Genomic DNA, 25,848 nt, shown 5'->3' with positions numbered 1-25,848 from the left:
GAACGCATAACAACGATGGCGATGAAAAAGTTGCTCATAGCGTCGCTGCTGTTTGGCAGCGCCACCGTATACGGTGCAGACGGGTTCGTAGTGAAAGACATTCATTTCGAAGGCCTGCAGCGAGTCGCCGTCGGTGCGGCGTTACTCAACATGCCGGTTCGCGTCGGCGATACCGTCACTGACGATGACATCAGTAATACCATCCGTGCCTTGTTTGCCACCGGCAACTTCGAGGACGTGCGCGTACTGCGCGATGGTAATACCCTGATCGTTCAGGTGAAGGAACGTCCTACCATCGCCAGCATCACTTTCTCCGGCAACAAGTCGGTGAAGGATGACATGCTCAAGCAGAACCTGGAAGCCTCCGGCGTCCGGGTGGGCGAGGCGCTCGACCGCACCACGATCTCCAGCATTGAAAAAGGGCTGGAAGACTTCTACTACAGCGTCGGTAAATACAGCGCCTCGGTGAAAGCCGTGGTCACGCCGTTGCCGCGTAACCGTGTCGACCTGAAACTGGTGTTCACGGAAGGGGTCTCCGCCAAGATTCAACAAATCAATATCGTCGGCAACCATGCCTTCACCAACGACGAACTGATCTCGCGCTTCCAACTGCGTGACGAAGTGCCGTGGTGGAACCTGGTCGGCGATCGCAAATACCAGAAGCAGAAACTGGCGGGCGATCTCGAAACCCTGCGCAGCTTCTATCTGGATCGCGGCTATGCCCGTTTCAACATCGATTCTACCCAGGTGAGCCTGACGCCGGATAAAAAAGGCATCTACATCACCATCAACATCACTGAAGGCGATCAGTACAAGCTTTCCGATGTCATCGTAAACGGCAACCTGGCCGGTCACTCGGCGGAAGTCGCGCAGATCACCAAAATCGAACCGGGCGAGCTGTACAACGGCAGCAAGGTGACCAAAATGGAAGACAACATCAAAACGATGTTGGGCCGTTATGGTTACGCCTACCCGCGCGTCGGTACTCAGCCGGAGATCAACGACGCGGATAAAACCGTCAAGCTGCACGTCAACGTCGACGCGGGCAACCGCTTCTACGTGCGCCGCATCAAGTTCGAAGGCAACGACACCAGCAAGGATTCCGTGCTGCGCCGCGAAATGCGTCAGATGGAAGGTGCCTGGCTCGGCAACGAGCAGGTCGAGCAGGGTAAAGAGCGTCTGAACCGCTTGGGTTACTTCGAAACGGTTGACGTGGAAACCCAGCGCGTGCCGGGCACCGCCGATCAGGTTGACGTGACCTACAAGGTGAAAGAGCGCAACACCGGTACCTTTAACTTCGGCGTCGGTTACGGCACCGAGAGCGGCGTCAGCTTCCAGGCCGGCGTGCAACAGGACAACTGGTTGGGTACCGGCTACTCGGTTGGCATCAGCGGCACCAAGAACGACTACCAGACCTATACCGAATTCTCGGTCACCAACCCGTACTTCACCGTTGACGGTGTGAGCTTGGGCGGCCGCGTATTCTACAACGACTTTAAAGCGGATAACGCGGACCTGTCCGACTACACCAACAAGAGTTACGGTGTTGACGGCACGCTGGGCTTCCCGATCAACGAAAACAACTCGTTGCGCACCGGTCTGGGCTATGTCCACAACGGCCTGTCGAACATGCAGCCGCAGATCGCCATGTGGCGTTATCTCGACTCGATGGGCGTGGATGCGAACAAAACCGACCGCGCCAGCTACTCGACGGACGACTTCACCCTGAACCTGGGTTGGACCTACAACAACCTGGACCGCGGCTACTTCCCGACCTCGGGCAACCGCACCACGTTGAACGGCAAGGTCACCATTCCGGGGTCGGACAACGAATACTACAAGGTGACGCTGGACAGCGTACAGTACGTGCCGATCAACGACGACCGCACCTGGGTGCTGTTGGGTCGCGGCCGTCTGGGTTACGCGGATGGGCTGGGCGGCAAGGAAATGCCGTTCTATGAGAACTTCTACGCCGGTGGTTCAAGCACCGTGCGCGGCTTCCAGTCCAATACCATCGGTCCGAAGGCGGTGTATTACAACTCCAACTCGTACCAGTGCCAGTTCAACGCCGGCAGCACGACCGATCGTCAGAGCATCTGTAGCTCGGATGACGCGGTGGGCGGTAACGCCATGGCGGTCGCCAGCCTGGAGCTGATCACCCCGACGCCGTTCATCAGCGAGAAGTATGCCAACTCAGTGCGTACGTCGCTGTTCATCGATGCGGGTACCGTGTGGGATACCAAGTGGAAGAATACCAACGAAACGCTGATGTACGGCGTGCCGGACTACAGCAAGGCCAGCAATATTCGTTCCTCCGCCGGTATCGCGCTGCAGTGGATGTCGCCGCTGGGGCCGTTGGTGTTCTCTTACGCCAACCCGATCAAGAAATACGAAGGCGACAAGTCCGAACAGTTCCAGTTTAACATCGGTAAGACCTGGTAACGGGTCTCGCCTCTGGGCATAACAGTTATTAAGAATCGCAATGGCCAGGCGCCCGCCGGCAGAGGGAGATGATTCTCATTGTTTGGTGGGACAAGTCTGGCAAATTGTGTACTTCAGTGTCATATGACACAAATGGGTGATGGTAAGGAGTTTATAGTGAAAAAGTGGTTGTGTGCCGCAGGCCTCGGTTTAGCAATGGCTGCTTCAGCTGGCGTTCAGGCAGCAGATAAGATCGCTGTCGTTAACGTCTCCAGCATTTTCCAACAGCTGCCGGCCCGCGAAGCGGTCGCTAAACAGCTGGAAAACGAGTTTAAAGGCCGTGCAAGCGAACTCCAGAACATGGAACGTAGCCTGCAGACCAAAATGCAACGTCTGCAGCGTGACGGCGCTACCATGAAAGCCAGCGACCGCAGCAAGTTGGAAAAAGACGTGATGGCGCAGCGCGAGCAGTTCTCTCAGAAAGCTCAGGCTTTCGAGCAGGACAACCGTCGTCGCCAGATGGAAGAGCGTAACAAGATCCTGAGCCGCATCCAGGACGCGGTGAAGTCTGTCGCGAGCAAAGGCGGTTATGACGTGGTGATCGACGCCAACGCCGTTGCCTATGCAGACTCTTCCAAAGACATCACTGCTGACGTGCTGAAACAGGTTAAATAACACATGCTTTCAATTCGACTGGCTGATTTAGCGCAGCAGTTGGATGCACAATTGCACGGTGATGGCGATCTCGTCATCACCGGCATTGCTTCTATGCATTCGGCACAGCCTGGCCAAATCACGTTTTTGTCAAACAGCCGCTACCAAGAGCAGCTGTCTTCCTGCCAGGCAAGCGCCGTGGTGCTTACCGAAGCGGATTTACCACACTGCCGCAGTGCGGCGCTGGTGGTTAAGAACCCTTACCTGACCTATGCGCGCATGGCGCAGCTGATGGACACCACGCCGTCGCCGGCCCAGGATATCGCGCCAAGCGCGGTTATCTCGCCTGAAGCGCAGCTGGGGCAGAACGTCGCCATTGGGGCGAATGCGGTGATCGAGTCGGGTGCGGTGCTTGGCGATAACGTGGTTATCGGCCCGGGCTGCTTCATCGGCAAACACGCACGCATCGGCGCGGGAACGCGTCTGTGGGCGAACGTCACGATTTATCATGCGGTCGAAATCGGCCAGCGCTGCCTGATCCAGTCCGGAACGGTGATCGGCGCAGACGGTTTCGGCTATGCGAACGAGCGCGGCGAGTGGATCAAAATTCCTCAGTTGGGCACGGTGATTATCGGCGATCGCGTCGAAATCGGCGCTTGCACCACCATTGACCGCGGCGCTTTGGATAACACCCAAATCGGGAATGGTGTTATCATCGACAACCAATGCCAGATTGCACATAACGTCGTGATTGGCGACAATACCGCCGTCGCCGGCGGTGTGATCATGGCCGGCAGCCTGAAAATCGGCCGCTACTGCCAGATCGGCGGCGCCAGCGTGATCAACGGTCACATGGAGATTGCCGACAAGGTTGTTGTTACCGGAATGGGAATGGTTATGCGACCAATCACCGAACCTGGGGTATACTCTTCGGGCATTCCGTTGCAGCCTAACAAGGTTTGGCGTAAAACCGCTGCGTTGGTAATGAATATCGATGAGATCAGCAAGCGCTTGAAAGCTGTCGAACGTAAAGTCGGAAAAGACTAGTCATTGCCGCCCGCCCTGGCGGGTACAAAACGAAACGCGTTGGTCGTGAGACCAAAAGCGCAAAGAGATGTTAATTTGCGGCCTGCATGATGATCTCCTTTTGGGGTCAGCGCAGGCCGTGTTGTTGATGCCATCAGTTTTTAGAGACAGGAAGAGTATTTTGACTACTGACACTCATACTCTGGATATTGCAGAAATTTTGGATCTGCTTCCTCACCGTTACCCGTTCTTGCTGGTCGACCGCGTCCTCGAGTTTGAAGAACACAAATATCTGCGTGCGGTGAAGAACGTATCGGTGAATGAACCGTTTTTCCAGGGCCACTTCCCTGGCAAACCGATTTTCCCAGGCGTATTGATCCTGGAAGCCATGGCGCAGGCCACCGGTATCCTGGCGTTTAAAAGCGTCGGCAAACTGGAGCCGGGCGAGCTGTATTACTTCGCCGGTATCGACGAAGCGCGCTTCAAGCGCCCTGTGGTGCCAGGCGATCAGATGGTCATGGAAGTCACCTTCGAGAAAACGCGCCGCGGTCTGACTCGCTTCAAAGGCGTGGCGACCGTTGACGGTAAAATTGTCTGCGAAGCAACCATGATGTGTGCCCGCAGCCGGGAGGCTTAATCCGTGATTGACCAAACCGCCTTTATCCATCCAAGCGCGATAGTCGAAGAAGGCGCCGTGATCGGCGCCAACGTGCATATCGGCCCTTTCTGCTACGTCGGCTCCCAGGTGGAAATCGGCGCCGGCACGGTGCTGAAATCCCACGTGGTGGTGAACGGCATTACCAAGATTGGCCGCGATAATCAGATTTATCAGTTCGCCTCCATCGGCGAAGTGAATCAGGATCTGAAATACGCGGGCGAGCCGACGCGTGTGGAAGTGGGCGATCGCAACCGCATCCGCGAAAGCGTCACCATTCACCGCGGCACCGCGCAGGGCACCGGGCTGACCAAAGTGGGTAATGACAACCTGCTGATGGTCAACGTGCACGTCGCCCACGACTGCGTGGTCGGCAATTCTTGCGTGCTGGCCAACAACGCCACGCTGGCAGGGCATGTGGAAATTGACGATCACGCCATCATCGGCGGCATGACCGCGATCCACCAGTTCTGCATTATCGGTGCGCATGTGATGGTAGGCGGTTGTTCCGGCGTCGCTCAGGATGTGCCTCCGTTCGTCATCGCTCAGGGCAACCACGCAACACCATTTGGCGTCAACGCGGTCGGCCTGAAGCGTCGCGGTTTTGACAAGGATGAAATGCAGGCGATTCGCAACGCCTACAAAATCCTTTACCGCAGCGAGAAAACGCTGGATGAAGCGAAAGCGGAAATTGAAGCCCTGGCTAAAGAGCAGCCGGTGGTGCAGCAGTACCTCGATTTCTTCACCCGTTCCACCCGTGGCATCATTCGCTGAGTTATGTCGAATCGTCCATTGACTATCGGATTGGTCGCCGGAGAAACCTCCGGTGACATTCTCGGCGCCGGCTTGATCCGCGCGCTCAAGGCGCAGATCCCCGACGCGCGTTTCGTTGGCGTCGCCGGCCCGCTGATGCAGGCCGAAGGGTGTGAGGCCTGGTACGAAATGGAAGAGCTGGCGGTTATGGGCGTGGTGGAAGTGCTCGAACGCTTGCCACGCCTGTTGAAGATCCGCAAAGATCTCACTCGCCGCTTCAGCGAGCTGCGGCCGGACGTGTTTGTCGGCATCGACGCGCCGGACTTCAACATCACGCTGGAAGGCCGCCTCAAGCAGCGCGGCATTCGCACCATCCATTACGTCAGCCCATCCGTATGGGCCTGGCGGCAAAAGCGCGTTTTCAAAATTGGCAAAGCCACCGATCTGGTGCTGGCCTTTCTCCCTTTCGAAAAAGCGTTTTACGATCGTTTCAACGTGCCTTGCCGCTTTATCGGCCACACCATGGCGGACGCCATGCCGTTGCAGCCGGATCGGCTGGCGGCGCGCGCCCAGCTTGGCATCGCTCCGCAGGCGCGCTGTCTGGCCTTGTTGCCAGGCAGCCGCGGCGCCGAAGTCGAGATGCTGAGCGCCGACTTCCTCAAAACCGCGCAGCTGCTGCGCACACGTTATCCCGAGCTGGAAGTGGTGGTGCCGCTGGTCAATGCCAAACGGCGCGAGCAGTTTGAGCGCATTAAGGCCGAGGTGGCGCCGGATCTGACCGTACACCTGCTGAACGGCCAGGGACGTGAAGCGATGATCGCCAGCGATGCGGCGCTGCTGGCGTCCGGCACGGCGGCGCTGGAGTGCATGCTGGCCAAGTGCCCGATGGTGGTGGGGTATCGCATGAAACCGTTCACTTTCTGGCTGGCGCAGAAGCTGGTGAAAACCCCTTACGTTTCGCTGCCGAATCTGCTGGCGGGGCGCGAGATCGTCACCGAGCTGCTGCAGCATGACTGCGTGCCGGACAAACTGGCCGCCGCCGTGATGCCGCTGCTGGAAGAGAGCCCGCAAACCGAAGCGCTGAAACAGACTTTCCTTACCTTGCACCAAAGCATCCGTTGCGGTGCGGACGAACAGGCCGCTCAGGCTGTGTTGGAGCTGGCGAAAGCATGATTGAACCCTTTATCTATCCCGCTGCCACGCTGATTGCCGGTGTGGACGAAGTGGGCCGCGGCCCGTTGGTCGGCGCGGTGGTCACCGCCGCCGTGATCCTCGATCCGGCGCAGCCGATCGTCGGTCTGGCGGACTCCAAGAAACTCAGTGAAAAACGCCGTTTGGCGCTGTATGACGAAATCGTCGCCAAAGCGCTCTCCTGGAGCCTGGGCCGCGCCGAGCCGGCGGAAATCGACCAGCTGAATATTTTGCATGCGACGATGCTGGCGATGCAGCGTGCGGTGGCAGGGTTGCATATCGCGCCGGACATGGTTTTAATCGACGGTAACCGTTGCCCGAGTCTGCCGATGCGTTCGCAGGCGGTGGTGAAGGGCGACAGCCGCGTGGCGGAGATCAGCGCGGCGTCCATTCTGGCGAAGGTCACGCGCGATCGCGAAATGGCCGAGCTGGACAGCGAGTTCCCGGATTACGGTTTCGCGCAACATAAAGGCTACCCGACCGCCTTCCACCTGGAGCGGCTGGCCGCGCTGGGCGCCACCGAGCATCACCGCCGCAGCTTCGCGCCGGTGAAAAGGGCGCTGGCGCTGTAGTCTGCGGGCCTGATTGACCAGGCCCGACGATAGCATTAACCCGGGTTCAGCCTGCTGAACCCCTTCAATCAGGTATCTGGAGATGGCCGAACCTCGTTTTATTCACCTGCGCGTCCACAGCGACTACTCCATGATTGATGGATTGGCCAAGACGGCGCCGCTGGTGAAAAGAGCCGCCGCGTTAGCCATGCCTGCTCTGGCAATCACCGATTTCACCAACCTGTGCGGGCTGGTGAAATTTTACGGCAGCGCGCACGGCGCCGGGATCAAACCGATCATCGGTGCGGATTTCCATGTGCAAAGCGAAGAGCTGGGCGATGAACTGGCTCAGTTGACGGTGCTGGCCAGCAACAATGAAGGCTACCAGAACCTGACGCTGCTGATTTCCCGCGCCTATCAGCGTGGCTATGGTGCCGCCGGCCCGACCATCGATCGCGACTGGCTGATCGAACACCGCGAAGGGCTGATCCTGCTCTCCGGTGCGCGCCAGGGCGACGTCGGCAAGTTTCTGCTGCGCGGCAACCAGGCGCAGGTGGATCAGTGCCTGGACTTCTACCAGCAGCACTTCCCTGACTGTTACTACCTGGAACTGATCCGTACCGGCCGCCCGGACGAAGAGAACTACCTGCATGCGGCGGTGGCGCTGGCCACCGAGCGCGGTTTGCCGGTGGTGGCCACCAACGACGTGCGCTTCCTGGTGGAAGATGACTTCGACGCCCATGAGATTCGCGTCGCCATCCACGACGGCTTCACGCTGGACGATCCCAAGCGGCCGCGCAACTACAGCCCGCAACAGTACATGCGCAGCGAAGACGAGATGTGCGAGCTGTTCGCCGACATCCCGGAAGCGCTGCTGAACAGCGTCGAAATCGCCAAGCGCTGCAACGTCACCATTCGCCTCGGCGAATACTTCCTGCCGCAGTTCCCGACCGGCGATATGAGCACCGAGGACTTCCTGGTGCTCAAATCGAAAGAGGGGCTGGAAGAGCGTCTGGAGTTCCTGTTCCCCGATCCTGAAGTGCGCGCGCAGCGCCGCCCGGAATACGACGAGCGTCTGGACGTCGAGCTGAAGGTGATCAACCAGATGGGGTTCCCCGGCTACTTCCTGATCGTGATGGAGTTTATCCAGTGGTCGAAGGACAACAATGTGCCGGTTGGCCCGGGGCGCGGCTCCGGCGCCGGTTCGCTGGTGGCCTATGCGTTGAAAATCACCGACCTCGATCCGCTGGAGTTCGACCTGCTGTTTGAACGCTTTCTGAACCCGGAACGTGTTTCGATGCCCGACTTCGACGTCGACTTCTGCATGGAGAAGCGCGATCAGGTGATAGAGCACGTGGCGGAGATGTACGGCCGCGAAGCGGTATCGCAGATCATCACCTTCGGTACCATGGCGGCGAAAGCGGTTATCCGCGACGTGGGCCGGGTGCTGGGGCACCCGTACGGTTTCGTCGATCGCATCTCCAAGCTGGTGCCGCCGGATCCGGGCATGACGCTGGAAAAAGCCTTCGCCGCCGAACCGCAGCTGCCTGAAATTTACGAGGCCGACGAAGAGGTCAAGGCGCTGATCGACATGGCGCGCAAGCTGGAAGGGGTAACGCGCAACGCTGGTAAACACGCCGGTGGCGTGGTGATCGCGCCGACCAAGATCACCGACTTCGCGCCATTGTACTGCGACGCCGAAGGGCACCACCCGGTGACCCAGTTCGACAAGAACGACGTGGAATACGCCGGGCTGGTGAAGTTCGACTTCCTCGGTCTGCGTACCCTGACCATCATCGACTGGGCGCTGGAGATGATCAACGCCCGGCGCGCCAAGACCGGGCTGGAACCGATCGACATCGCCGCCATTCCGCTCGACGACAAGAAAAGCTTCGACATGCTGCAGCGCTCGGAAACCACGGCGGTGTTCCAGCTTGAATCGCGCGGCATGAAAGACCTGATCAAACGTCTGAAGCCCGACTGCTTCGAAGACATGATCGCACTGGTAGCGCTGTTCCGCCCGGGGCCGCTGCAGTCGGGCATGGTAGATAACTTCATCGACCGCAAGCACGGCCGCGAAGAGATCTCCTACCCGGATATCCAGTGGCAGCACGAGTCGCTCAAGCCGGTACTGGAACCGACCTACGGTATCATCCTGTATCAGGAACAGGTGATGCAGATTGCCCAGGTGCTGGCCGGTTACACCCTGGGCGGCGCGGACATGCTGCGTCGTGCGATGGGTAAAAAGAACCCGGTCGAAATGGCCAAGCAGCGCGGCGGCTTTGAAGACGGCGCGAAATCGCGCGGCATCGACGGCGAACTGTCGGTGAAAATCTTCGATCTGGTGGAGAAATTCGCCGGTTACGGCTTTAACAAATCGCACTCCGCCGCCTATGCGCTGGTCTCTTACCAGACGCTGTGGCTGAAGGCGCACTACCCAGCCGAGTTTATGGCGGCGGTAATGACCGCCGATATGGACAACACCGACAAAGTGGTGGGGCTGGTGGACGAATGTTGGCGTATGGGGCTGAAGATCCTGCCGCCGGACATCAACAGCGGCCTTTATCACTTCCACGTTAACGACGACGGCGAGATCGTTTACGGCATCGGCGCCATCAAGGGCGTGGGGGAAGGGCCGATCGAGGCGATTATCGAGGCGCGCAACAGCGGTGAGCAAGGTTACTTCAAAGACCTGTTCGACCTGTGCGCGCGCTCCGACATCAAGAAACTGAACCGCCGCATTCTGGAGAAACTGATCATGTCCGGGGCGTTCGATCGCCTTGGGCCGCACCGCGCCGCGCTGATGAATTCGCTTGGCGATGCGTTGAAAGCGGCGGATCAGCATGCGAAAGCCGAAGCTATCGGCCAGGTGGATATGTTTGGCGTGCTGGCGGAAGCGCCGGAGCAGGTGGAGCAATCCTACGCCAATATCGCGCCCTGGCCGGAGCAGGTGGTGCTGGACGGTGAACGGGAGACGCTGGGGCTGTACCTCACCGGCCACCCGATCACCCAGTACCTGAAGGAGATCGAACGTTACGCCGGTGGCCAGCGTTTGAAAGACATGCACCCGACGGACCGGGGCAAAATGACTACCGCCGTCGGGCTGGTGGTCGCCGCGCGGGTGATGGTGACCAAGCGCGGCAACCGCATCGGCATCTGTACGCTGGATGACCGTTCGGGCCGTCTGGAAGTGATGCTATTCACCGAAGCGTTAGAAAAATACCAGCATTTGTTGGAAAAAGACCGTATCCTTATCGCCAGTGGACAGGTCAGCTTTGATGACTTTAGCGGCGGGCTTAAAATGATGGCCCGCGAGGTAATGGACATCAGTGAAGCCCGGGAAAAATATGCTCGCGGGCTTGCTATCTCGCTGACTGACAGGCAAATTGATGACCAGCTTTTGAACCGTCTCCGTCAGTCGTTGGAACCCCATCGCTCGGGGACGATTCCAGTGCATCTCTACTATCAACGGGAAGATGCGCGAGCCAAGCTGCGTTTTGGCGCAACCTGGCGCGTGACGCCCACCGACCGCTTGTTGATCGACTTGCGGACGTTGGTAGGCAATGAGCAGGTGGACTTGGAATTTGACTAAAATAGGAATGCTATGAGTCTGAATTTTCTTGATTTTGAACAGCCGATTGCAGAGCTGGAAGCGAAAATTGACTCGCTGACTGCAGTCAGCCGTCAAGACGAAAAATTAGATATTAATCTGGACGAAGAGGTTCAGCGCCTGCGTGAAAAGAGCGTTGAGCTGACGCGCAAGATTTTTGCCGATCTTGGGGCTTGGCAGATTGCCCAATTGGCACGCCACCCGCGCCGTCCTTATACCCTGGATTATATCAAACACATCTTTACCGACTTCGAAGAGTTGGCGGGCGATCGCGCTTACGCCGACGACAAAGCGATCGTCGGCGGCATTGCGCGCCTGGATGGCCGCCCGGTGATGATCATCGGGCACCAGAAAGGCCGCGAAACCAAAGAGAAGATCCGCCGCAACTTCGGCATGCCGGCGCCGGAAGGCTACCGTAAGGCGCTGCGCCTGATGGAAATGGCCGCACGCTTCAAGATGCCGCTCATTACCTTTATCGATACCCCGGGCGCTTATCCGGGCGTGGGTGCGGAAGAACGTGGCCAGTCGGAAGCCATCGCGCGCAACCTGCGCGAGATGTCGCGCCTGAACATCCCGGTCATCTGCACCGTCATCGGCGAAGGCGGCTCGGGCGGCGCGCTTGCGATCGGCGTGGGCGACAAGGTGAACATGCTGCAGTACAGCACCTATTCGGTGATTTCGCCGGAAGGCTGCGCCTCCATCCTGTGGAAGAGCGCCGACAAGGCGCCGCTGGCCGCAGAAGCGATGGGCATCACTGCGCCGCGTCTGAAAGAACTGAAGTTGATCGACTCGGTTATCCCGGAGCCGCTGGGTTCCGCGCACCGCGACGTGCCGGCGATGGCGGCCGCGCTGAAAGCGCAGCTGTTGGCCGACCTGAAAGATCTGGACGGTCTGAACGACGAAGAGTTGCTCAACCGTCGCTATCAGCGCCTGATGAACTACGGCTATTGCTGAGTTCTGTTGTTCGCTGCAAGAAACCGCCTTCGGGCGGTTTTTTTTTGGCTACACACCGCCGGATTTTCGTGGTGTTATAGAGACTTGGCCGTTAACTGACAGGAGCTGCCGATGAATATCATCGCCATCATGGGCCCGACGGGCGTCTACTACAAAGATGAGCCGATTCGCGAGCTCCACGCTGCGCTGGCCGCCATGGGATTCCAGCTGGTGTATCCTAAAAACAGCGGTGACCTGCTGAAACTGATCGAAGCCAACGCCCGCATCTGCGGGGTGATCTTCGACTGGGACGACTACAGCCTGGAGCTGTGCAGCGAGATCAACGAGCTGAACGAATACCTGCCGCTGTACGCCTTTATCAATACCCACTCCACCTTCGACGTCAGCCTGCATGAAATGCGCATGGTGCTCTATTTCTTCGAGTACGGTCTGAATGCGGCGGACGATATCGCGCAGCGCATCCAGCAGTACACGGCGGAATACATCGACACCATTACGCCGCCGCTGACCAAGGCGCTGTTCAACTACGTGCGCGAAGGCAAGTACACGTTCTGCACGCCGGGCCACATGGCCGGCACCGCGTTCCAGAAAAGCCCGGTGGGCTGCCTGTTCTATGACTTCTTCGGCGCCAATACCCTGAAGGCCGACATTTCAATTTCGGTCACCGAGCTCGGCTCGCTGCTGGATCACACCGGCCCGCACCTCGAGGCCGAAGAGTATATCGCGCGCACCTTCAACGCCGAGCAGAGCTATCTGGTCACCAACGGCACCTCCACCGCCAACAAGATCGTCGGCATGTATTCGGCGCCGGCGGGCAGCACGGTGCTGATCGACCGTAACTGCCACAAATCGCTGTGCCACCTGCTGATGATGAGTGATATCGTGCCGATCTACCTGCGCCCGCTGCGCAACGCCTACGGCATCCTCGGCGGTATTCCGCAGCGCGAGTTCACCCGCGCCAGCATCGCCGCCCGGGTGCAGGAGACCCAGAACGCCACCTGGCCGGTACACGCGGTGATCACCAATTCCACCTATGACGGCCTGCTGTACAACACCGACTACATCAAGCAGACGCTGGAGGTGCCGTCGATCCACTTCGATTCCGCCTGGGTGCCTTACACCAACTTCCACCCGATTTACGACGGCAAAAGCGGCATGAGCGGCGAGCGGGTGCCCGGTAAGGTGATTTACGAAACCCAGTCGACGCACAAGCTGCTGGCGGCCTTCTCGCAGGCTTCGATGATTCATATCAAGGGCGACTACGACGAAAGCACCTTCAACGAAGCCTACATGATGCACACCACCACTTCGCCGCACTACGGCATCGTGGCGTCGATGGAGACCGCTGCCGCCATGCTGCGCGGCAACCCAGGACGGCGTTTGATCAACCGTTCGGTGGAGCGCGCGCTGCATTTCCGCCGTGAAGTACAGCGGCTGCGCGAGGAGAGCGACAGCTGGTTCTTCGATATCTGGCAGCCGGAAGAGATCGATGAGGCGCAGTGCTGGCCGCTGGATCCCGACGACAACTGGCACGGTTTCGGCCAGACCGATCGCGATCATATGTATCTCGATCCGATCAAGGTGACGATCCTCACGCCGGGTATGAACGAGCTGGGCGCGCTGGAGGAGGAGGGGATCCCGGCGGCGCTGGTGGCGAAGTACCTCGACGAGCGCGGCATCGTGGTGGAGAAGACCGGGCCTTACAACCTGCTGTTCCTGTTCAGCATCGGCATCGATAAAACCAAGGCGATGAGCCTGCTGCGCGGGCTGACCGATTTCAAGCGCGCCTACGATCTCAACCTGCGGGTGAAGAACATGCTGCCGGATCTGTATGCCGAAGATCCGGATTTTTATCGCCATATGCGCATTCAGGATCTGGCCGCCGGCATCCATCGACTGATCTGCCAACACGATCTGCCGCGCCTGATGCAGCGGGCGTTCGACGTGCTGCCGGAAATGAAGCTGACGCCGCACCAGATGTTCCAGGAGCAGGTGCGCGGCAATGTGGAAACTTGCGAGCTGGATCAGTTGGTGGGCAAGGTGGCGGCCAATATGATCCTGCCTTATCCGCCGGGCGTGCCACTGGTGATGCCGGGAGAAATGATCACCGAAGAGAGCCGGGCGGTACTCGATTTCCTGCTGATGCTGTGTTCGATCGGCGAGCGTTACCCCGGCTTTGAAACCGACATCCACGGTGCCAAACTGACGGAAGACGGGCGTTATCTGGTGAAGGTGCTGAAAGCGCCGCAGCCATAATGGCATAATGCGCCCGGCGGTTTGGCAAGATGCGCCGGGCTTTCTCATTGACGGCATTGCCGCCGCCGGATACCGTGCCCCACCAAAACGAACAGAAGAGGGTTTCTATGCTGGCGTTACGTCAGGTGCATCACATCGCGATCATTGGCGCGGACTACGCCGCCAGCAAGCGTTTTTACTGCGACATTCTCGGGTTTACCCTGCTGAGCGAAGTCTACCGTGCGGAGCGCGACTCCTGGAAAGCGGATCTGGCGCTCAACGGGCAATACACCATCGAGCTGTTTTCTTTCCCTTCGCCGCCGGTCCGGGTCAGCCGCCCGGAGGCTTGCGGCCTGCGCCATCTGGCGTTCAGCGTCGACGATATCGAGCAGGCCATCGCCCATCTGCAGGCGGCCGGCGTCGCTTGTGAACCGCTGCGCGTCGATCCTTACACCCAATCTCGCTTTACCTTTTTCAGCGATCCCGATGGTTTACCGTTAGAATTATACGAGAGTTAACGGCTTAATCGCCTCCCGGCGGCCACAGCCGGGGGCGGTTATGCTATGATCGCGCCCTTGCCCTACATGCCTACAGAGTTATTTCCGCCATGCAAGAGCCTGCTTTTCGCGTCGGGGAGTGGCTGGTTACCCCTGCCGACAACACTATCAGCCGCGACGGCCGCCAAAAAACGCTGGAACCGCGCCTGATCGACATGCTGTGCTATTTCGCCCGGCATCCTGACGTGGTGCTGAGCCGCGAGGAGCTGATCGACAATGTCTGGACGCGCAATATCGTCACCAACCACGTGGTGACCCAATGCATTTCAGAACTGCGCAAATACCTGAAAGACGGCGACAGCGACAGTCAGGAATACATTATTACCGTGCCCAAACGCGGTTATAAGTTGGCGGCTTCGGTGATCTGGTGTGAAGAAGGGGAGCCGCAGCCCGCTTTGGCTCAGGCGCCGCAGATCGCGGTGATCATGCATGAGCCGGAAGACGGCAGCGATGATGAAGAGGATACGCCGTATGTGCCGCCGCGCCGGGCAAGCGCGCTGGCTGCTGCGCCCGGCGAGAAGAAGCCGCGTTTTTATCGCCGCTCGACGTTCTGGGTGTGGCTGGCGTTTCTGAGTGCGCTGAGCGTCTGCGTGGCGTTTGTCGGCATCGCCACGCTGTCGCAGCGCGTGCCGGTCTCCAGCATGCCGGTGCTGCTCAACCCGCGCGATATCGATATCCGCATTCAGGGCGGCGAGAGCTGCAGCAACTGGATGCCGCAGCTCTCTTATGTGGTGGGCGTCAGCGAGCTGATTACCGATTCGTTGAACACTTACTCGACCTTCCTGGTGCACGACCAGACCAACTACAACTATTCCGGCCCCAGCAACTCGGGCAAGTCGCTGTATATCGAGTTCGTTAATCAGCGCCACTACCGCGCCCAGCAGTGTTTCCTGTCCGTGCGGCTGGTGGATAACGCCGACAGTTCGATCATGTTGGACAAGCGTTACTTCATCACCGCCGATAACCAGCTGAAGATCCAAAGCGACTTCCTCTCCAGCCTGTCCGCGGCGCTGAAACAGCCCTGGCCGCCGCAGCTGGAGCAGCGTCTGGCGCAGCTGTTGCCCGACAACGGACCGCTGCTGCAGCGTTTCTACCAGGCACATCAATTGTTGATCCACGGCGACGCCGATTCGTTGACCCGCGCCAGCGTTCAGTTGAGCGATCTGATTAAAAGCGCGCCGAATTTCCACTACCTGCTGGCGGAAAAAGCGCTGGTGGATGTGCTGCGCAATTCTTATCAACCGTTCGACAGCCAGGCATTGGCGCAATTGCGGGCCGATATCAGCCATCTGGCGACGATCCCCGAATTGAAGAACACGCCGATTATGCAGCAGGTTCTGGCGGTAGATGCCTTGACGCAGGGGCGCATTGACGAAGCGCACCGGGCTATCGATCTGGGGATTGAGCTGCAAATGTCGTGGCTGAACTATGTGCTGTTGGGCAAGGTGTATGAAATGCAGGGGCAGAACCATTTGGCGGCGGACTCTTATATCACTGCCTTCAACCTGCGCCCCGGCGAAGATACATTGCATTGGATCACCAACGGCGTATTCCAGACGTCATTGACCAACGTCGTGCCTTATTTAAATAACTATCAGCGCCAATAATTAACCGATATCACGCCGCCATTATTCTTCGGGGATCATGGCGGCGTTATTTATTGGTGAAGGCATGTTGCATGAATGTATTATTTTGCTGTGCGATATTATCTCTTTTTTGCCGTTTGTTATTCGTTTTTAACCTTTGCATATTATTGTTTTTGAATGATGTTTATCTTTTCTTTAGCTTACCTTTTTATCTTGATGTGTTAATGAAAAACCTCAAATTATCATTTGTATGATCATGAGCGTAATCTCACTTTATCTTTAGGACTTTATTCCCGTCGATGGTTAGCATCCTGACTATCAAGCCGGCTCATTAAAATATTTTATTTATGGGTGTGGCTTATAAGAAACGTAAATCAGGAGAAACTGACCATGGCTTCACCCAAGAAAATAGGGCTTATTGCCTGCACCGGCGTCGTCGCCGGTAATATGATGGGGAGCGGGATTGCCTTATTGCCCGCCAACCTGGCGAGTCTCGGATCCATCGCCATCTGGGGATGGGTGATCTCGATTATCGGGGCGATGTCGTTGGCCTATGTGTATGCCCGCCTCGCCACCAAAAACCCGCAGCAGGGCGGCCCTATCGCCTATGCCGGTGAAATTTCTCCGGCCTTCGGTTTCCAGACCGGCGTGCTTTATTACCATGCCAACTGGATCGGTAACCTGGCCATCGGCATTACCGCCGTTTCTTATCTCTCCACCTTCTTCCCGGCGCTGAACAACCCGGTGCCCGCCGGTATTGCCTGTATCGCCATCGTGTGGAGCTTCACCTTCGTGAACATGCTGGGCGGGACCTGGGTCAGCCGTTTGACCACCCTGGGCCTGGTGTTGGTGCTGATCCCGGTGATCGTGACCGCCACCATCGGCTGGCACTGGTTTGACGCCGCTACCTACCAGGCTAACTGGAACACCTCCGGCACCACCGACAGCCATGCGGTCATCAAAAGTATCCTGCTGTGCCTGTGGGCGTTCATCGGCGTGGAATCCGCGGCGGTCAGCACCGGCATGGTGAAAAACCCGAAACGCACCGTACCGCTGGCGACCATGCTCGGCACCGGTCTGGCGGGCATCATCTATATCGCCGCCACCCAGGTGATCAGCGGCATGTTCCCGGCGTCTGAAATGGCCGCCAGCGGCGCGCCGTTCGCCATCAGCGCCTCGGCGATTATGGGTAACTGGGCGGCGCCGATGGTTTCTGCCTTCACCGCCTTCGCCTGCCTGACCTCGCTCGGTTCGTGGATGATGCTGGTCGGCCAGGCCGGGGTACGCGCCGCCAACGACGGCAATTTCCCGAAAGTGTACGGCGAGCTGGATAAAAACGGCATTCCGAAGAAAGGCCTGCTGCTGGCCGGTTGCAAAATGACCGCGCTGATGGTGCTGATCACCCTGATGAGCTCCGCCGGCGGCAAAGCGTCCGACCTGTTCGGCGAGCTGACCGGTATCGCGGTGCTGCTGACCATGCTGCCTTACTTCTACTCCTGCGTAGACCTGATCCGCTTTGAAGGGGTCAACGTACGCAACCTGCTGAGCCTGATCGCTTCAGTGTGCGGCTGCGGCTTCTGCTTCATCGCGCTGATGGGCGCCAACTCTTTCGAACTGTCCGGCACCTTTATCATCAGCCTGATTATCCTGATGTTCTACGCCCGGAAAATGAATACCCGCCAGGCTGCCAGCGCAGCGGCGGTCGATGAAAACACCACGGCCAAAGCGCACTGATTCGCGTCCGCTGACCGACTGAATTTACCCAGCCCCTTTCTTTCCGACCTGTCAGCCGCGACGGGAAGGGGCTTGCTTTGCCAGGAGAAATGCATATGAACGTTATCGCCATCATGAATCACATGGGTGTCTACTTCAAAGAAGAGCCTATCCGTGAACTGCATCAGGCGCTGGAAAGTCTGGATTTCCGCATCGTTTACCCTAACGATCGCGAAGACTTGCTGAAACTGATCGAGAACAATGCCCGCTTGTGTGGGGTGATCTTCGACTGGGACAAATACAACCTGGAACTGTGCGAAGAGATCAGCCAACTGAACGAGTACATGCCGCTGTACGCGTTCGCCAACACCTATTCCACGCTGGACGTCAGCCTGAACGATCTGCGCATGCAGGTGCGCTTCTTCGAATATGCGCTCGGCGCGGCAACCGACATCGCCGCCAAGATCAAACAGAATACCGACGAATATATCGACACCATCCTGCCGCCGCTGACCAAGGCGCTGTTCAAATACGTGCGCGAAGGCAAGTACACCTTCTGTACGCCGGGCCACATGGGCGGCACCGCGTTCCAGAAAAGCCCGGTCGGCAGCCTGTTCTACGATTTCTTCGGCCCGAATACCATGAAGTCGGATATCTCGATTTCGGTGTCCGAGCTGGGATCGCTGCTGGATCACTCCGGCCCGCACAAAGAGGCGGAAGAGTATATTTCTCGCGTGTTCAACGCCGAACGCAGCTACATGGTCACCAACGGCACCTCAACCGCCAACAAGATCGTCGGCATGTACTCGGCGCCGGCGGGCAGCACGGTGCTGATTGACCGTAACTGCCACAAGTCGCTGACTCACCTGATGATGATGAGTGACATCACGCCGATCTACTTCCGCCCGACCCGCAACGCTTACGGCATCCTCGGCGGCATTCCGCAGAGCGAGTTCCAGCGCGCCACCATCGCCAAACGCGTGAAGGACACCCCGAACGCTACCTGGCCGGTGCACGCGGTGATCACCAACTCCACCTATGACGGCTTGCTGTACAACACCGACTTTATCAAGAACACCCTGGACGTGAAATCTATCCACTTTGACTCCGCCTGGGTGCCTTACACCAATTTCCACCCGATCTATAAAGGCAAGTGCGGCATGAGCGGCGGCCGCGTGGAGGGCAAGGTGATCTATGAAACCCAGTCCACCCACAAACTGTTGGCGGCTTTCTCGCAGGCGTCGATGATCCACGTGAAGGGCGACATCAACGAAGAGACCTTCAACGAAGCCTACATGATGCACACTACCACCTCGCCGCACTACGGCATCGTGGCCTCTACCGAAACCGCCGCGGCGATGATGAAAGGCAACGCCGGCAAGCGCCTGATCCACGGCTCTATCGAACGCGCGATCAAGTTCCGTAAAGAGATCAAACGCCTGAAAGTCGAATCCGACGGCTGGTTCTTCGACGTCTGGCAGCCGGAGCATATCGATGAGCCGGAATGCTGGCCGCTGCGTTCCGACAGCGCCTGGCACGGTTTCAAGAACATCGACAATGAACACATGTACCTCGATCCGATCAAGGTCACCATCCTGACGCCGGGGATGAGCAAGGAAGGCGAGATGCAGCCGTTCGGCATCCCGGCCAGCATCGTGGCGAAATACCTCGATGAACGCGGCATCATCGTCGAGAAAACCGGGCCGTACAACCTGTTGTTCCTGTTCAGCATCGGCATCGACAAAACCAAGGCGCTCAGCCTGCTGCGCGCGATGACCGACTTCAAACGCTCGTTCGATCTGAACCTGCGGGTGAAAAACATGCTGCCTTCGCTGTATCAGGAAGCGCCTGATTTCTATGAAAACATGCGCATTCAGGATCTGGCGCAGAACATTCACCGCCTGGTGGAGCAACACAACCTGCCGGATCTGATGTACCGCGCGTTCGAAGTGCTGCCAACCATGGTGATGAACCCGTACCAGGCGTTCCAGAAAGAGCTGCACGGCGAAGTGGAAGAGGTCTATCTGGAGGACATGGTCGGCAAGGTCAACGCCAATATGATCCTGCCATACCCACCGGGCGTGCCGTTGGTGATGCCGGGCGAAATGCTGACCGAGGAGAGCCGGCCGGTGCTGGAGTTCCTGCAGATGCTGTGCGAAATCGGCGCGCATTATCCGGGCTTTGAAACCGACATTCACGGCGCCTATCGTCAGGCGGACGGACGTTATCGGGTGAAAGTGCTGAAGGCGAAATAACTGCAGCCAAAAACAGGGGAGGCGCTCGCGCTTCCCCTTTGTCGTTCACCGACTGATGGGAGACCAACATGAAAACACCCTCACAGCCGCGCGCAATCTACTATGTCGTAGCGATACAAATTTGGGAATATTTCAGCTTTTACGGCATGCGTGCGTTACTGATTCTCTATCTGACCCACCAACTCGGCTATACCGACAGCCGCGCCATCGATCTCTACAGCGCTTACGCTTCGTTAGTTTACGTCACTCCTATTTTGGGCGGCTGGCTCGCTGACCGCCTGCTGGGCAACCGCGTCGCGGTGATCGCCGGCGCGGCGCTGATGACCCTGGGGCATATCGTGCTCGGCCTGAGCGCGGTCTCCGCCCAGTCGCTCTATCTGGCGCTGGCGATCATCATCTGCGGTTACGGCCTGTTCAAATCCAATATCAGCTGCCTGCTGGGCGAGCTGTACCCGGCGCAGGACTCGCGCCGCGAGGGAGGTTTCTCGCTGCTGTACGCCGCCGGTAACGTCGGATCTATTTTGGCGCCGATCGCCTGTGGGTTGGCGGCCGAGCGCTATGGCTGGCACGTCGGCTTTGCGTTGGCCGGGATCGGCATGTTCGCCGGTCTGGTGATCTTCCTGCTGGGCGGGCGTCATTTCCGCCACACTCGCGGCGTGAATGCCCCGCTGATGCGTGCCAGAAGCCTGGGCTTGCCGCACTGGGGCTGGCTGTTGGCGGCGTTGCTGGCGTCGCCGCTGTTCTTCACGCTGTTGTTTGTGCGCGACTGGGCCGGTTATTTGCTCGGGCTGGTGTGCGTGGCGGCGGTAGTGCTGGTGGCGCGTATTATGCTGCGAGCGGACGCCGGCCAGCGCCGGGGCCTGTGGCGGATCGTTGCGCTGATGCTGCTGGGCACGCTGTTCTGGGCCTTTGCCCAGCAGGGTGGCAGCTCCATCAGCCTGTTTATCGATCACTTCGTCGATCGGCGCTGGTTCGGCTGGACGGTGCCGACCGCGCTGTTCCAGTCGGTTAACGCCTGCGCGGTGATGCTGGGCGGCGTGGCGCTGGCATGGTTGGCGAGCGGCGACGGTACGGGCGATCGCACGCTGCGCATCTGGTGCAAGTTCGCCTTCGGCCTGCTGCTGATCGGCGTCGGCTTTACGCTGATGGCGCTCAATACGCGGCTGCACGGGCCGGGATCGATGGGGCTGATGATCGCCGGCCTGGCGGTGATGGGCTTCGCCGAACTGTTTATCGATCCGGTGGCGATGGCGCAGATCACCCGGCTGAACATTCCCGGCGCCACCGGGGTGTTGACCGGCATCTATATGCTGGCGACCGGCTCGATCGCCAACTATCTGGCGGGCATTATCGCCAATCAGACCGCCGAGGATCATATCGAAGGGGCGGCGATGCAGGCGTATGGCCGCATTTTCGCTCAGATCGGCTGGGGAGCTGCCGGGTGCGCGCTGGCGGTGATCGCGGTGCTGGGCGGCTGGTGGCTGCTGACGCGACGCCAGGCCCGGACGGTTAATGCTTGATTGATGACGGTAGGCGGAGTTAACGTGCAGCTATGTAGAAGTGACAAAGCCTACCGATGGATACTGATCAATTAACGACGCTGGTGGCGGACCAGCTGGGCGCGCAGCAGCGGCTGCTGGTGGCGTTCAGCGGCGGTCTGGACTCCAGCGTGCTGCTGCATCTGCTGGCGGCATTGCGCCGCCAACGTCCGGCGCTGCAGCTGCGTGCATTGCACGTGCACCACGGCCTGAGCGCTTTCGCCGACCGCTGGGTGAAGCATTGCCGCCGCCGCTGCGCCGACTGGCAGGTGCCGCTGACGGTGACGCACGTGCAGGTGGACGCCCGCCAGGGCGGCATCGAAGCGGCGGCGCGTGCGGCGCGCTATGCCGCCTTCAGCGCCGCCCTGGCGGAGGGCGAAGCGCTGCTTACCGCTCAACACCTTGACGATCAAAGCGAAACTTTCCTGTTGGCGCTCAAGCGCGGCAGCGGGCCGGCGGGATTGTCGGCGATGGCGGCGCGCACCACGTTGGGCGAGCATCTGTTGTTGCGGCCATTGCTGGGCTGTTCGCGCCAGACGCTGGAAAGCTATGCGCAGCGCCACGCCTTAAGCTGGATCGATGACGACAGCAATCAGGACACGCGCTTCGATCGCAATTTCCTGCGTTTGCAGGTTTTGCCGCAGCTCAACCAGCGCTGGCCGCACTTCGCTTCGGCGGTGGCGCGCAGCGCCAGCCTGTGCGCCGAGCAGGAGCAGCTGTTGGACGAACTGCTGGCGGAACCGCTGCAAAGCCTGTTGGCGGCAGATCGCTCATTGGCGATCGACGGTCTGACGGACTGTTCTCCGGTACGGCGTTTCGCCTTGCTGCGGCGCTGGATCGCGTTGTTTAACGTCACTATGCCGGCGCGTGAGCAGCTACAGCGCCTGTGGGAGGAGGTGGCGCTCAGCCGGGAAGACGCTGAACCGCAGCTGCAGCTCGGCGCCTATCAGATCCGCCGTTTCCGTGGCCGACTGCACCTGCTGCCGCCGCTGGCGACGCTGCGCGGTGTGCATCTGCCCTGGCGGCCTGACGAGCCACTGGCGTTGCCGGACGGGCTGGGGCGCCTGATCGCCGGCGAGGGCGAACTGGCGCTGCGCGCGCCGCAGCCAGCGCAGCGGATCAGCATTCGTTTCGGCGGCGTGCAGGGCACCGTGCGCATCGTAGGGCGCTCCCATTCGCGACCGATAAAAAAACTGTGGCAGGAGCTGGGGATTCCTCCCTGGCAGCGTGATCGCATCCCGTTGATTTATTATGATGAGCAGCTGATCGCCGCCCTGGGCACATTCGTCTGTGAGGCGGGGCAAGTGGCGGAAGACGAACGCCCGTGGCGACTGCGCTGGGAAAAAAATCATAATCGTGAGGAGCAATGATGAAGTTTGTGGGGATCACGCTGTTGGCCGCCGGCCTGTTCAGCCTGCCGGCATTGGCGGCGGGGGATGCGGCCGCCGGTCAGGCGAAAGCCGCTGCCTGCGCGGCTTGCCACGGCGCACAGGGCAAGGTGACGGTGCCGATGTACCCGAATTTGGCCGGGCAGAACGCCATGTACCTGCAGCACGCGCTGCAGGCGTACAAGAAAGGAGAGCGCAACGGCGGCCAGGCCGAGGTGATGAAGGCCTATGTGTCCGGCCTGTCGGAGGATGATATCGCCGATCTGGCGGCCTATTACGCCAGCCTGAAGCCATAAATGACGAGGGCAGCCGGTAGGCTGCCCTGTTGGGATGGGGTTACCGCTGCTCAGTCTGACAGACTGACGACCACGGTACCGATTTCCGGATGACTGAAACTGCTGATATGGTCCAGACGCAGGTCGCGCTGCTGGCCGTTCTGCTCGATGGTCAGATACTCAACGCGTTTCTTTTGCAGCAGGTCGATCGCCTTGGCCTCGATCACTTCTCCGTCGCGTAACTCCAGCTTCAGAATAAGTTTATGCTGACAGGCGAGTTCCAGGTTGTCGTAGTCATCGCAATTGATGGGTTGGTACTCATCATTCATCAACATAGTCGCTCACCAATAAGTTAGCGGCGGCAAAGGCCGCCTGTTCCCTAACGGAGGACGGTAGCGCGTCGTTCGCTGCGACATCGTCCAATGCCTTTAACGCACAAGCCAGCGCATCAGGCACGTAGCCAAGATCTCCACTGCCAATCTCGGCGTAAGTACGGCGTACTAACTCACAGTATTGTTGCACAGTTTCCTCCCTTAAGAACCTCTGCATCATCAAGACCGCTCTCGCGATGAGGCGCAGGCTCTCGGAGTTTTATCCTATCCTAGACGACTATAGCACAGCTGTTACGGAGTTATCAGCACCCCGACACGCCTTTCGCTCTGCGCCGGGCCGGGCTGCGCTGGCGGCGTTCGGCCCTGATCAAGTACACTGTCGCCGGATAATTACGAGGTCACCCATGGCGCTGAAAGCAACCATTTATAAAGCCGCGGTCAATATCGCTGATATGGATCGTCATTTCTACCACGACGCCGCGCTGACGCTGGCGCAACACCCGTCCGAAAACGAACAGCGCATGATGCTGCGCCTGCTGGCCTGGATCTGCCATGCCGACGAACGGTTGGTGTTCACCAAAGGGCTGAGCGCCGACGACGAGCCGGAGATCTGGCAGCGCAACGACCATAACGGACTGGAAATGTGGATCGAGATGGGGTTGCCCGACGAGAAGCGCATTCGCAAGGCCTGCAACCAGTCACCGCGCGTGGTGTTGTACGCTTACGGCGAGCGCGCCGCGCACGTTTGGTGGCAGGCGATGCAGGGCAAAGTGGCCGGTTACAAGAACCTGAGCGTACGCTTCCTCGACGACGAGCAGCTGGCGCGGCTGACGGCGCTGGCCAGCCGCACCATGACGCTGCAGGCGACGCTGCAGGAGGGAACTATTTGGTTGTCCGATGCTCAGAATAGTCTGGAAATCCAGTTTGCTGAGTGGCAGCAGGCGCAGGTGTGACCGGTGCTGGAACTGTCAAGAAACGTAGCCATACCGGATAATGAGCTGGAATTGACGGCGATCCGCGCGCAGGGCGCGGGCGGTCAGCACGTGAACAAAACCTCAACGGCGATCCATTTGCGCTTTGACATCCGGGCATCCAGCCTGCCAGAGTATTATAAGGAAAGGCTGCTGGCGCTGAATCACCATTTAATTACTGCCGATGGCGTGGTGATTATCAAGGCGCAAGAGTATCGCAGTCAGGAATTGAATCGCGAAGCGGCGTTGGCCAGGCTGGTCGCGTTGATTCAGCAGGCGATGGTGGTGGAAAAAACGCGCAAGGCGACCAAGCCGACGAAAGGAGCGAAACTGCGTCGCCTGGAAGGCAAGACGCGCAAAGGCGCCACCAAGGCGCTGCGTGGCAAGGTTCGCACTTAGGAATACATGAACACAGTAGGAGAATAACTGTGAAGAAAATTACGATAGCCCTGTTCTTGGCGGCAGGCGCACTCTCGTTGTTGGGATGCAACAATCATTATCAGCCGAAGGAACAACCGCTGCAGGCGATGCCGCAGAGTTATCAAGGGGTGTTGCCTTGCGCCGATTGCGGCGGTCTGGATACGGCGCTGTTCCTGGATGAAGACGGTACTTTTGTGCTGCAGGAAACCTATCGCGGCAGCAAAGACGGCGATCAGACCTTTGCCGACTACGGCAAATGGGCGCGCACCGCGGATAAGCTGGTGCTGACCGACAGCACCGGCGAGAAACGCTACTTCCGTCCGGTGGGCAAGAGCCTGGAAATGCTGGACCGCAGCGGCGCGCCGATCGAGTCCAAGCTGAATTACCGTCTGGAGCCGGTCGAAAAGCCGTTGCCTAAAACCCCGATGGTGATGAAAGGCAGCTACAGCTATATGGCCGACGCGGCGGTGTTCAAAGATTGCGCCACCGGCATCACTTTCCCGGTGGATAACAACATCGCGCTGGAGCAAGGTTACGCCAAGGCCAATAAGACTGCCGGCGAGCCGGTGTTCCTGACCTTCAACGCGCACTTCAGCGTGCAGCCGTCGATGGAAGAGGGGCAGATTGAAAAAGCGGTGGTGCCGGACGGCAAGATCGCGTTCGACCGCAGCAAAAGCTGCAGCAGCAAGTAACGCGTTTCGGATGTAAAAAATCCACCTGCTTAGCAGGTGGCTTTGACACAGCCCCCTAAAAGGGGGCTTAA

At 59.0% G+C, this 25,848-nt stretch carries 22 protein-coding genes; 20 read left to right on the top strand and 2 right to left on the bottom strand.

The window, feature by feature from the left end; translation table 11 throughout:
* The first annotated feature begins 15 nt into the window (after positions 1 to 15).
* The 17 genes from bamA to AAIE04_RS21495 all read left to right on the top strand — a co-directional run bounded on the left by bamA (position 16) and on the right by AAIE04_RS21495 (position 23,383).
* Positions 16 to 2,442 (top strand): outer membrane protein assembly factor BamA, encoded by a 2,427-nt coding sequence (gene bamA, locus AAIE04_RS21575; protein ID WP_197800100.1) that lies wholly within the window; start codon positions 16 to 18, stop codon positions 2,440 to 2,442.
* A 156-nt stretch (positions 2,443 to 2,598) separates the two neighbouring features.
* Complete coding sequence (skp, locus tag AAIE04_RS21570; RefSeq protein WP_004931958.1) at positions 2,599 to 3,096, top strand: molecular chaperone Skp; 498 nt, start codon at positions 2,599 to 2,601, stop codon at positions 3,094 to 3,096.
* A 3-nt stretch (positions 3,097 to 3,099) separates the two neighbouring features.
* Positions 3,100 to 4,122 carry a UDP-3-O-(3-hydroxymyristoyl)glucosamine N-acyltransferase gene (lpxD, locus tag AAIE04_RS21565; RefSeq protein ID WP_025160243.1) on the top strand — a complete coding sequence of 341 codons (1,023 nt, stop codon included), beginning with the start codon at positions 3,100 to 3,102 and terminating at the stop codon, positions 4,120 to 4,122.
* 160 nt (positions 4,123 to 4,282) lie between these two features.
* Positions 4,283 to 4,738, top strand: coding sequence for a 3-hydroxyacyl-ACP dehydratase FabZ (gene fabZ / locus AAIE04_RS21560; protein WP_004931962.1), 456 nt, complete (start codon positions 4,283 to 4,285; stop codon positions 4,736 to 4,738).
* Positions 4,739 to 4,741: 3 nt separating this feature from the next.
* Positions 4,742 to 5,530 (top strand): acyl-ACP--UDP-N-acetylglucosamine O-acyltransferase, encoded by a 789-nt coding sequence (gene lpxA / locus AAIE04_RS21555; protein WP_063917930.1) that lies wholly within the window; start codon positions 4,742 to 4,744, stop codon positions 5,528 to 5,530.
* A gap of 3 nt (positions 5,531 to 5,533) precedes the next feature.
* Positions 5,534 to 6,682: a lipid-A-disaccharide synthase gene (gene lpxB / locus AAIE04_RS21550; RefSeq protein WP_063917929.1), complete on the top strand. Its 1,149-nt coding sequence runs from the start codon at positions 5,534 to 5,536 to the stop codon at positions 6,680 to 6,682.
* Positions 6,679 to 7,272 (top strand): ribonuclease HII, encoded by a 594-nt coding sequence (gene rnhB / locus AAIE04_RS21545; protein WP_019455763.1) that lies wholly within the window; start codon positions 6,679 to 6,681, stop codon positions 7,270 to 7,272. Before lpxB ends, rnhB begins: the two co-directional genes overlap by 4 nt.
* Before the next feature lie 82 nt (positions 7,273 to 7,354).
* Positions 7,355 to 10,843 (top strand): DNA polymerase III subunit alpha, encoded by a 3,489-nt coding sequence (dnaE, locus tag AAIE04_RS21540; RefSeq protein ID WP_019455764.1) that lies wholly within the window; start codon positions 7,355 to 7,357, stop codon positions 10,841 to 10,843.
* Positions 10,844 to 10,855: 12 nt separating this feature from the next.
* A complete protein-coding gene (gene accA, locus AAIE04_RS21535; RefSeq protein ID WP_019455765.1) occupies positions 10,856 to 11,815 on the top strand; it encodes an acetyl-CoA carboxylase carboxyl transferase subunit alpha in 960 nt (319 codons plus the stop codon).
* A gap of 111 nt (positions 11,816 to 11,926) precedes the next feature.
* Entirely contained in the window at positions 11,927 to 14,071 is a 2,145-nt protein-coding gene (locus AAIE04_RS21530; RefSeq protein ID WP_019455766.1) for a lysine decarboxylase LdcC, read from the top strand.
* 107 nt (positions 14,072 to 14,178) lie between these two features.
* Entirely contained in the window at positions 14,179 to 14,568 is a 390-nt protein-coding gene (locus AAIE04_RS21525; RefSeq protein ID WP_498577661.1) for a VOC family protein, read from the top strand.
* An 89-nt stretch (positions 14,569 to 14,657) separates the two neighbouring features.
* The gene (gene cadC / locus AAIE04_RS21520) at positions 14,658 to 16,214 is read left to right on the top strand and encodes a lysine decarboxylation/transport transcriptional activator CadC (protein ID WP_498577660.1); all 1,557 of its coding nucleotides are present in this window, start codon (positions 14,658 to 14,660) and stop codon (positions 16,212 to 16,214) included.
* Between the two features lie 369 nt (positions 16,215 to 16,583).
* Positions 16,584 to 17,927: a cadaverine/lysine antiporter gene (gene cadB / locus AAIE04_RS21515; protein WP_498577659.1), complete on the top strand. Its 1,344-nt coding sequence runs from the start codon at positions 16,584 to 16,586 to the stop codon at positions 17,925 to 17,927.
* Between the two features lie 95 nt (positions 17,928 to 18,022).
* Positions 18,023 to 20,161, top strand: coding sequence for a lysine decarboxylase CadA (gene cadA / locus AAIE04_RS21510; protein ID WP_063917927.1), 2,139 nt, complete (start codon positions 18,023 to 18,025; stop codon positions 20,159 to 20,161).
* A gap of 68 nt (positions 20,162 to 20,229) precedes the next feature.
* On the top strand, positions 20,230 to 21,681 hold the full coding sequence (gene dtpD, locus AAIE04_RS21505; RefSeq protein WP_498577658.1) for a dipeptide permease DtpD: 1,452 nt from the start codon (positions 20,230 to 20,232) through the stop codon (positions 21,679 to 21,681).
* A gap of 56 nt (positions 21,682 to 21,737) precedes the next feature.
* Positions 21,738 to 23,069 (top strand): tRNA lysidine(34) synthetase TilS, encoded by a 1,332-nt coding sequence (tilS, locus tag AAIE04_RS21500; RefSeq protein WP_498057649.1) that lies wholly within the window; start codon positions 21,738 to 21,740, stop codon positions 23,067 to 23,069.
* Positions 23,069 to 23,383, top strand: coding sequence for a c-type cytochrome (locus AAIE04_RS21495; RefSeq protein ID WP_074055985.1), 315 nt, complete (start codon positions 23,069 to 23,071; stop codon positions 23,381 to 23,383). The genes tilS and AAIE04_RS21495 overlap by 1 nt, the downstream gene beginning before the upstream one ends.
* A 50-nt stretch (positions 23,384 to 23,433) precedes the next feature.
* Here the strand turns inward: AAIE04_RS21495 and rof are convergent, their stop codons facing one another.
* Both rof and AAIE04_RS21485 read right to left on the bottom strand, forming a co-directional pair.
* Entirely contained in the window at positions 23,434 to 23,697 is a 264-nt protein-coding gene (gene rof, locus AAIE04_RS21490) for a Rho-binding antiterminator (RefSeq protein ID WP_004931991.1), read from the bottom strand.
* A complete protein-coding gene (locus tag AAIE04_RS21485) occupies positions 23,684 to 23,884 on the bottom strand; it encodes a YaeP family protein (protein WP_004931993.1) in 201 nt (66 codons plus the stop codon). The genes rof and AAIE04_RS21485 overlap by 14 nt, the downstream gene beginning before the upstream one ends.
* Positions 23,885 to 24,098: 214 nt before the next feature.
* Here AAIE04_RS21485 and AAIE04_RS21480 point away from each other — a divergent pair, with 214 nt between their 5' ends.
* The 3 genes from AAIE04_RS21480 to nlpE are packed head-to-tail and all read left to right on the top strand — an operon-like array spanning position 24,099 to position 25,777.
* Complete coding sequence (locus tag AAIE04_RS21480; RefSeq protein WP_063917925.1) at positions 24,099 to 24,647, top strand: YaeQ family protein; 549 nt, start codon at positions 24,099 to 24,101, stop codon at positions 24,645 to 24,647.
* 3 nt (positions 24,648 to 24,650) lie between these two features.
* Positions 24,651 to 25,064: an alternative ribosome rescue aminoacyl-tRNA hydrolase ArfB gene (gene arfB, locus AAIE04_RS21475; protein ID WP_004931997.1), complete on the top strand. Its 414-nt coding sequence runs from the start codon at positions 24,651 to 24,653 to the stop codon at positions 25,062 to 25,064.
* Positions 25,065 to 25,093: 29 nt separating this feature from the next.
* Positions 25,094 to 25,777 carry an envelope stress response activation lipoprotein NlpE gene (gene nlpE, locus AAIE04_RS21470; protein ID WP_004932000.1) on the top strand — a complete coding sequence of 228 codons (684 nt, stop codon included), beginning with the start codon at positions 25,094 to 25,096 and terminating at the stop codon, positions 25,775 to 25,777.
* The last annotated feature ends 71 nt before the right edge of the window (positions 25,778 to 25,848 follow it).

The sequence above is a fragment of the Serratia sp. Ae19-1 genome (genome assembly GCF_059801225.1).
The sequence above is the reverse complement of the archived record's forward strand: the minus strand, read 5'-3'. Positions and strand labels throughout refer to the sequence as shown.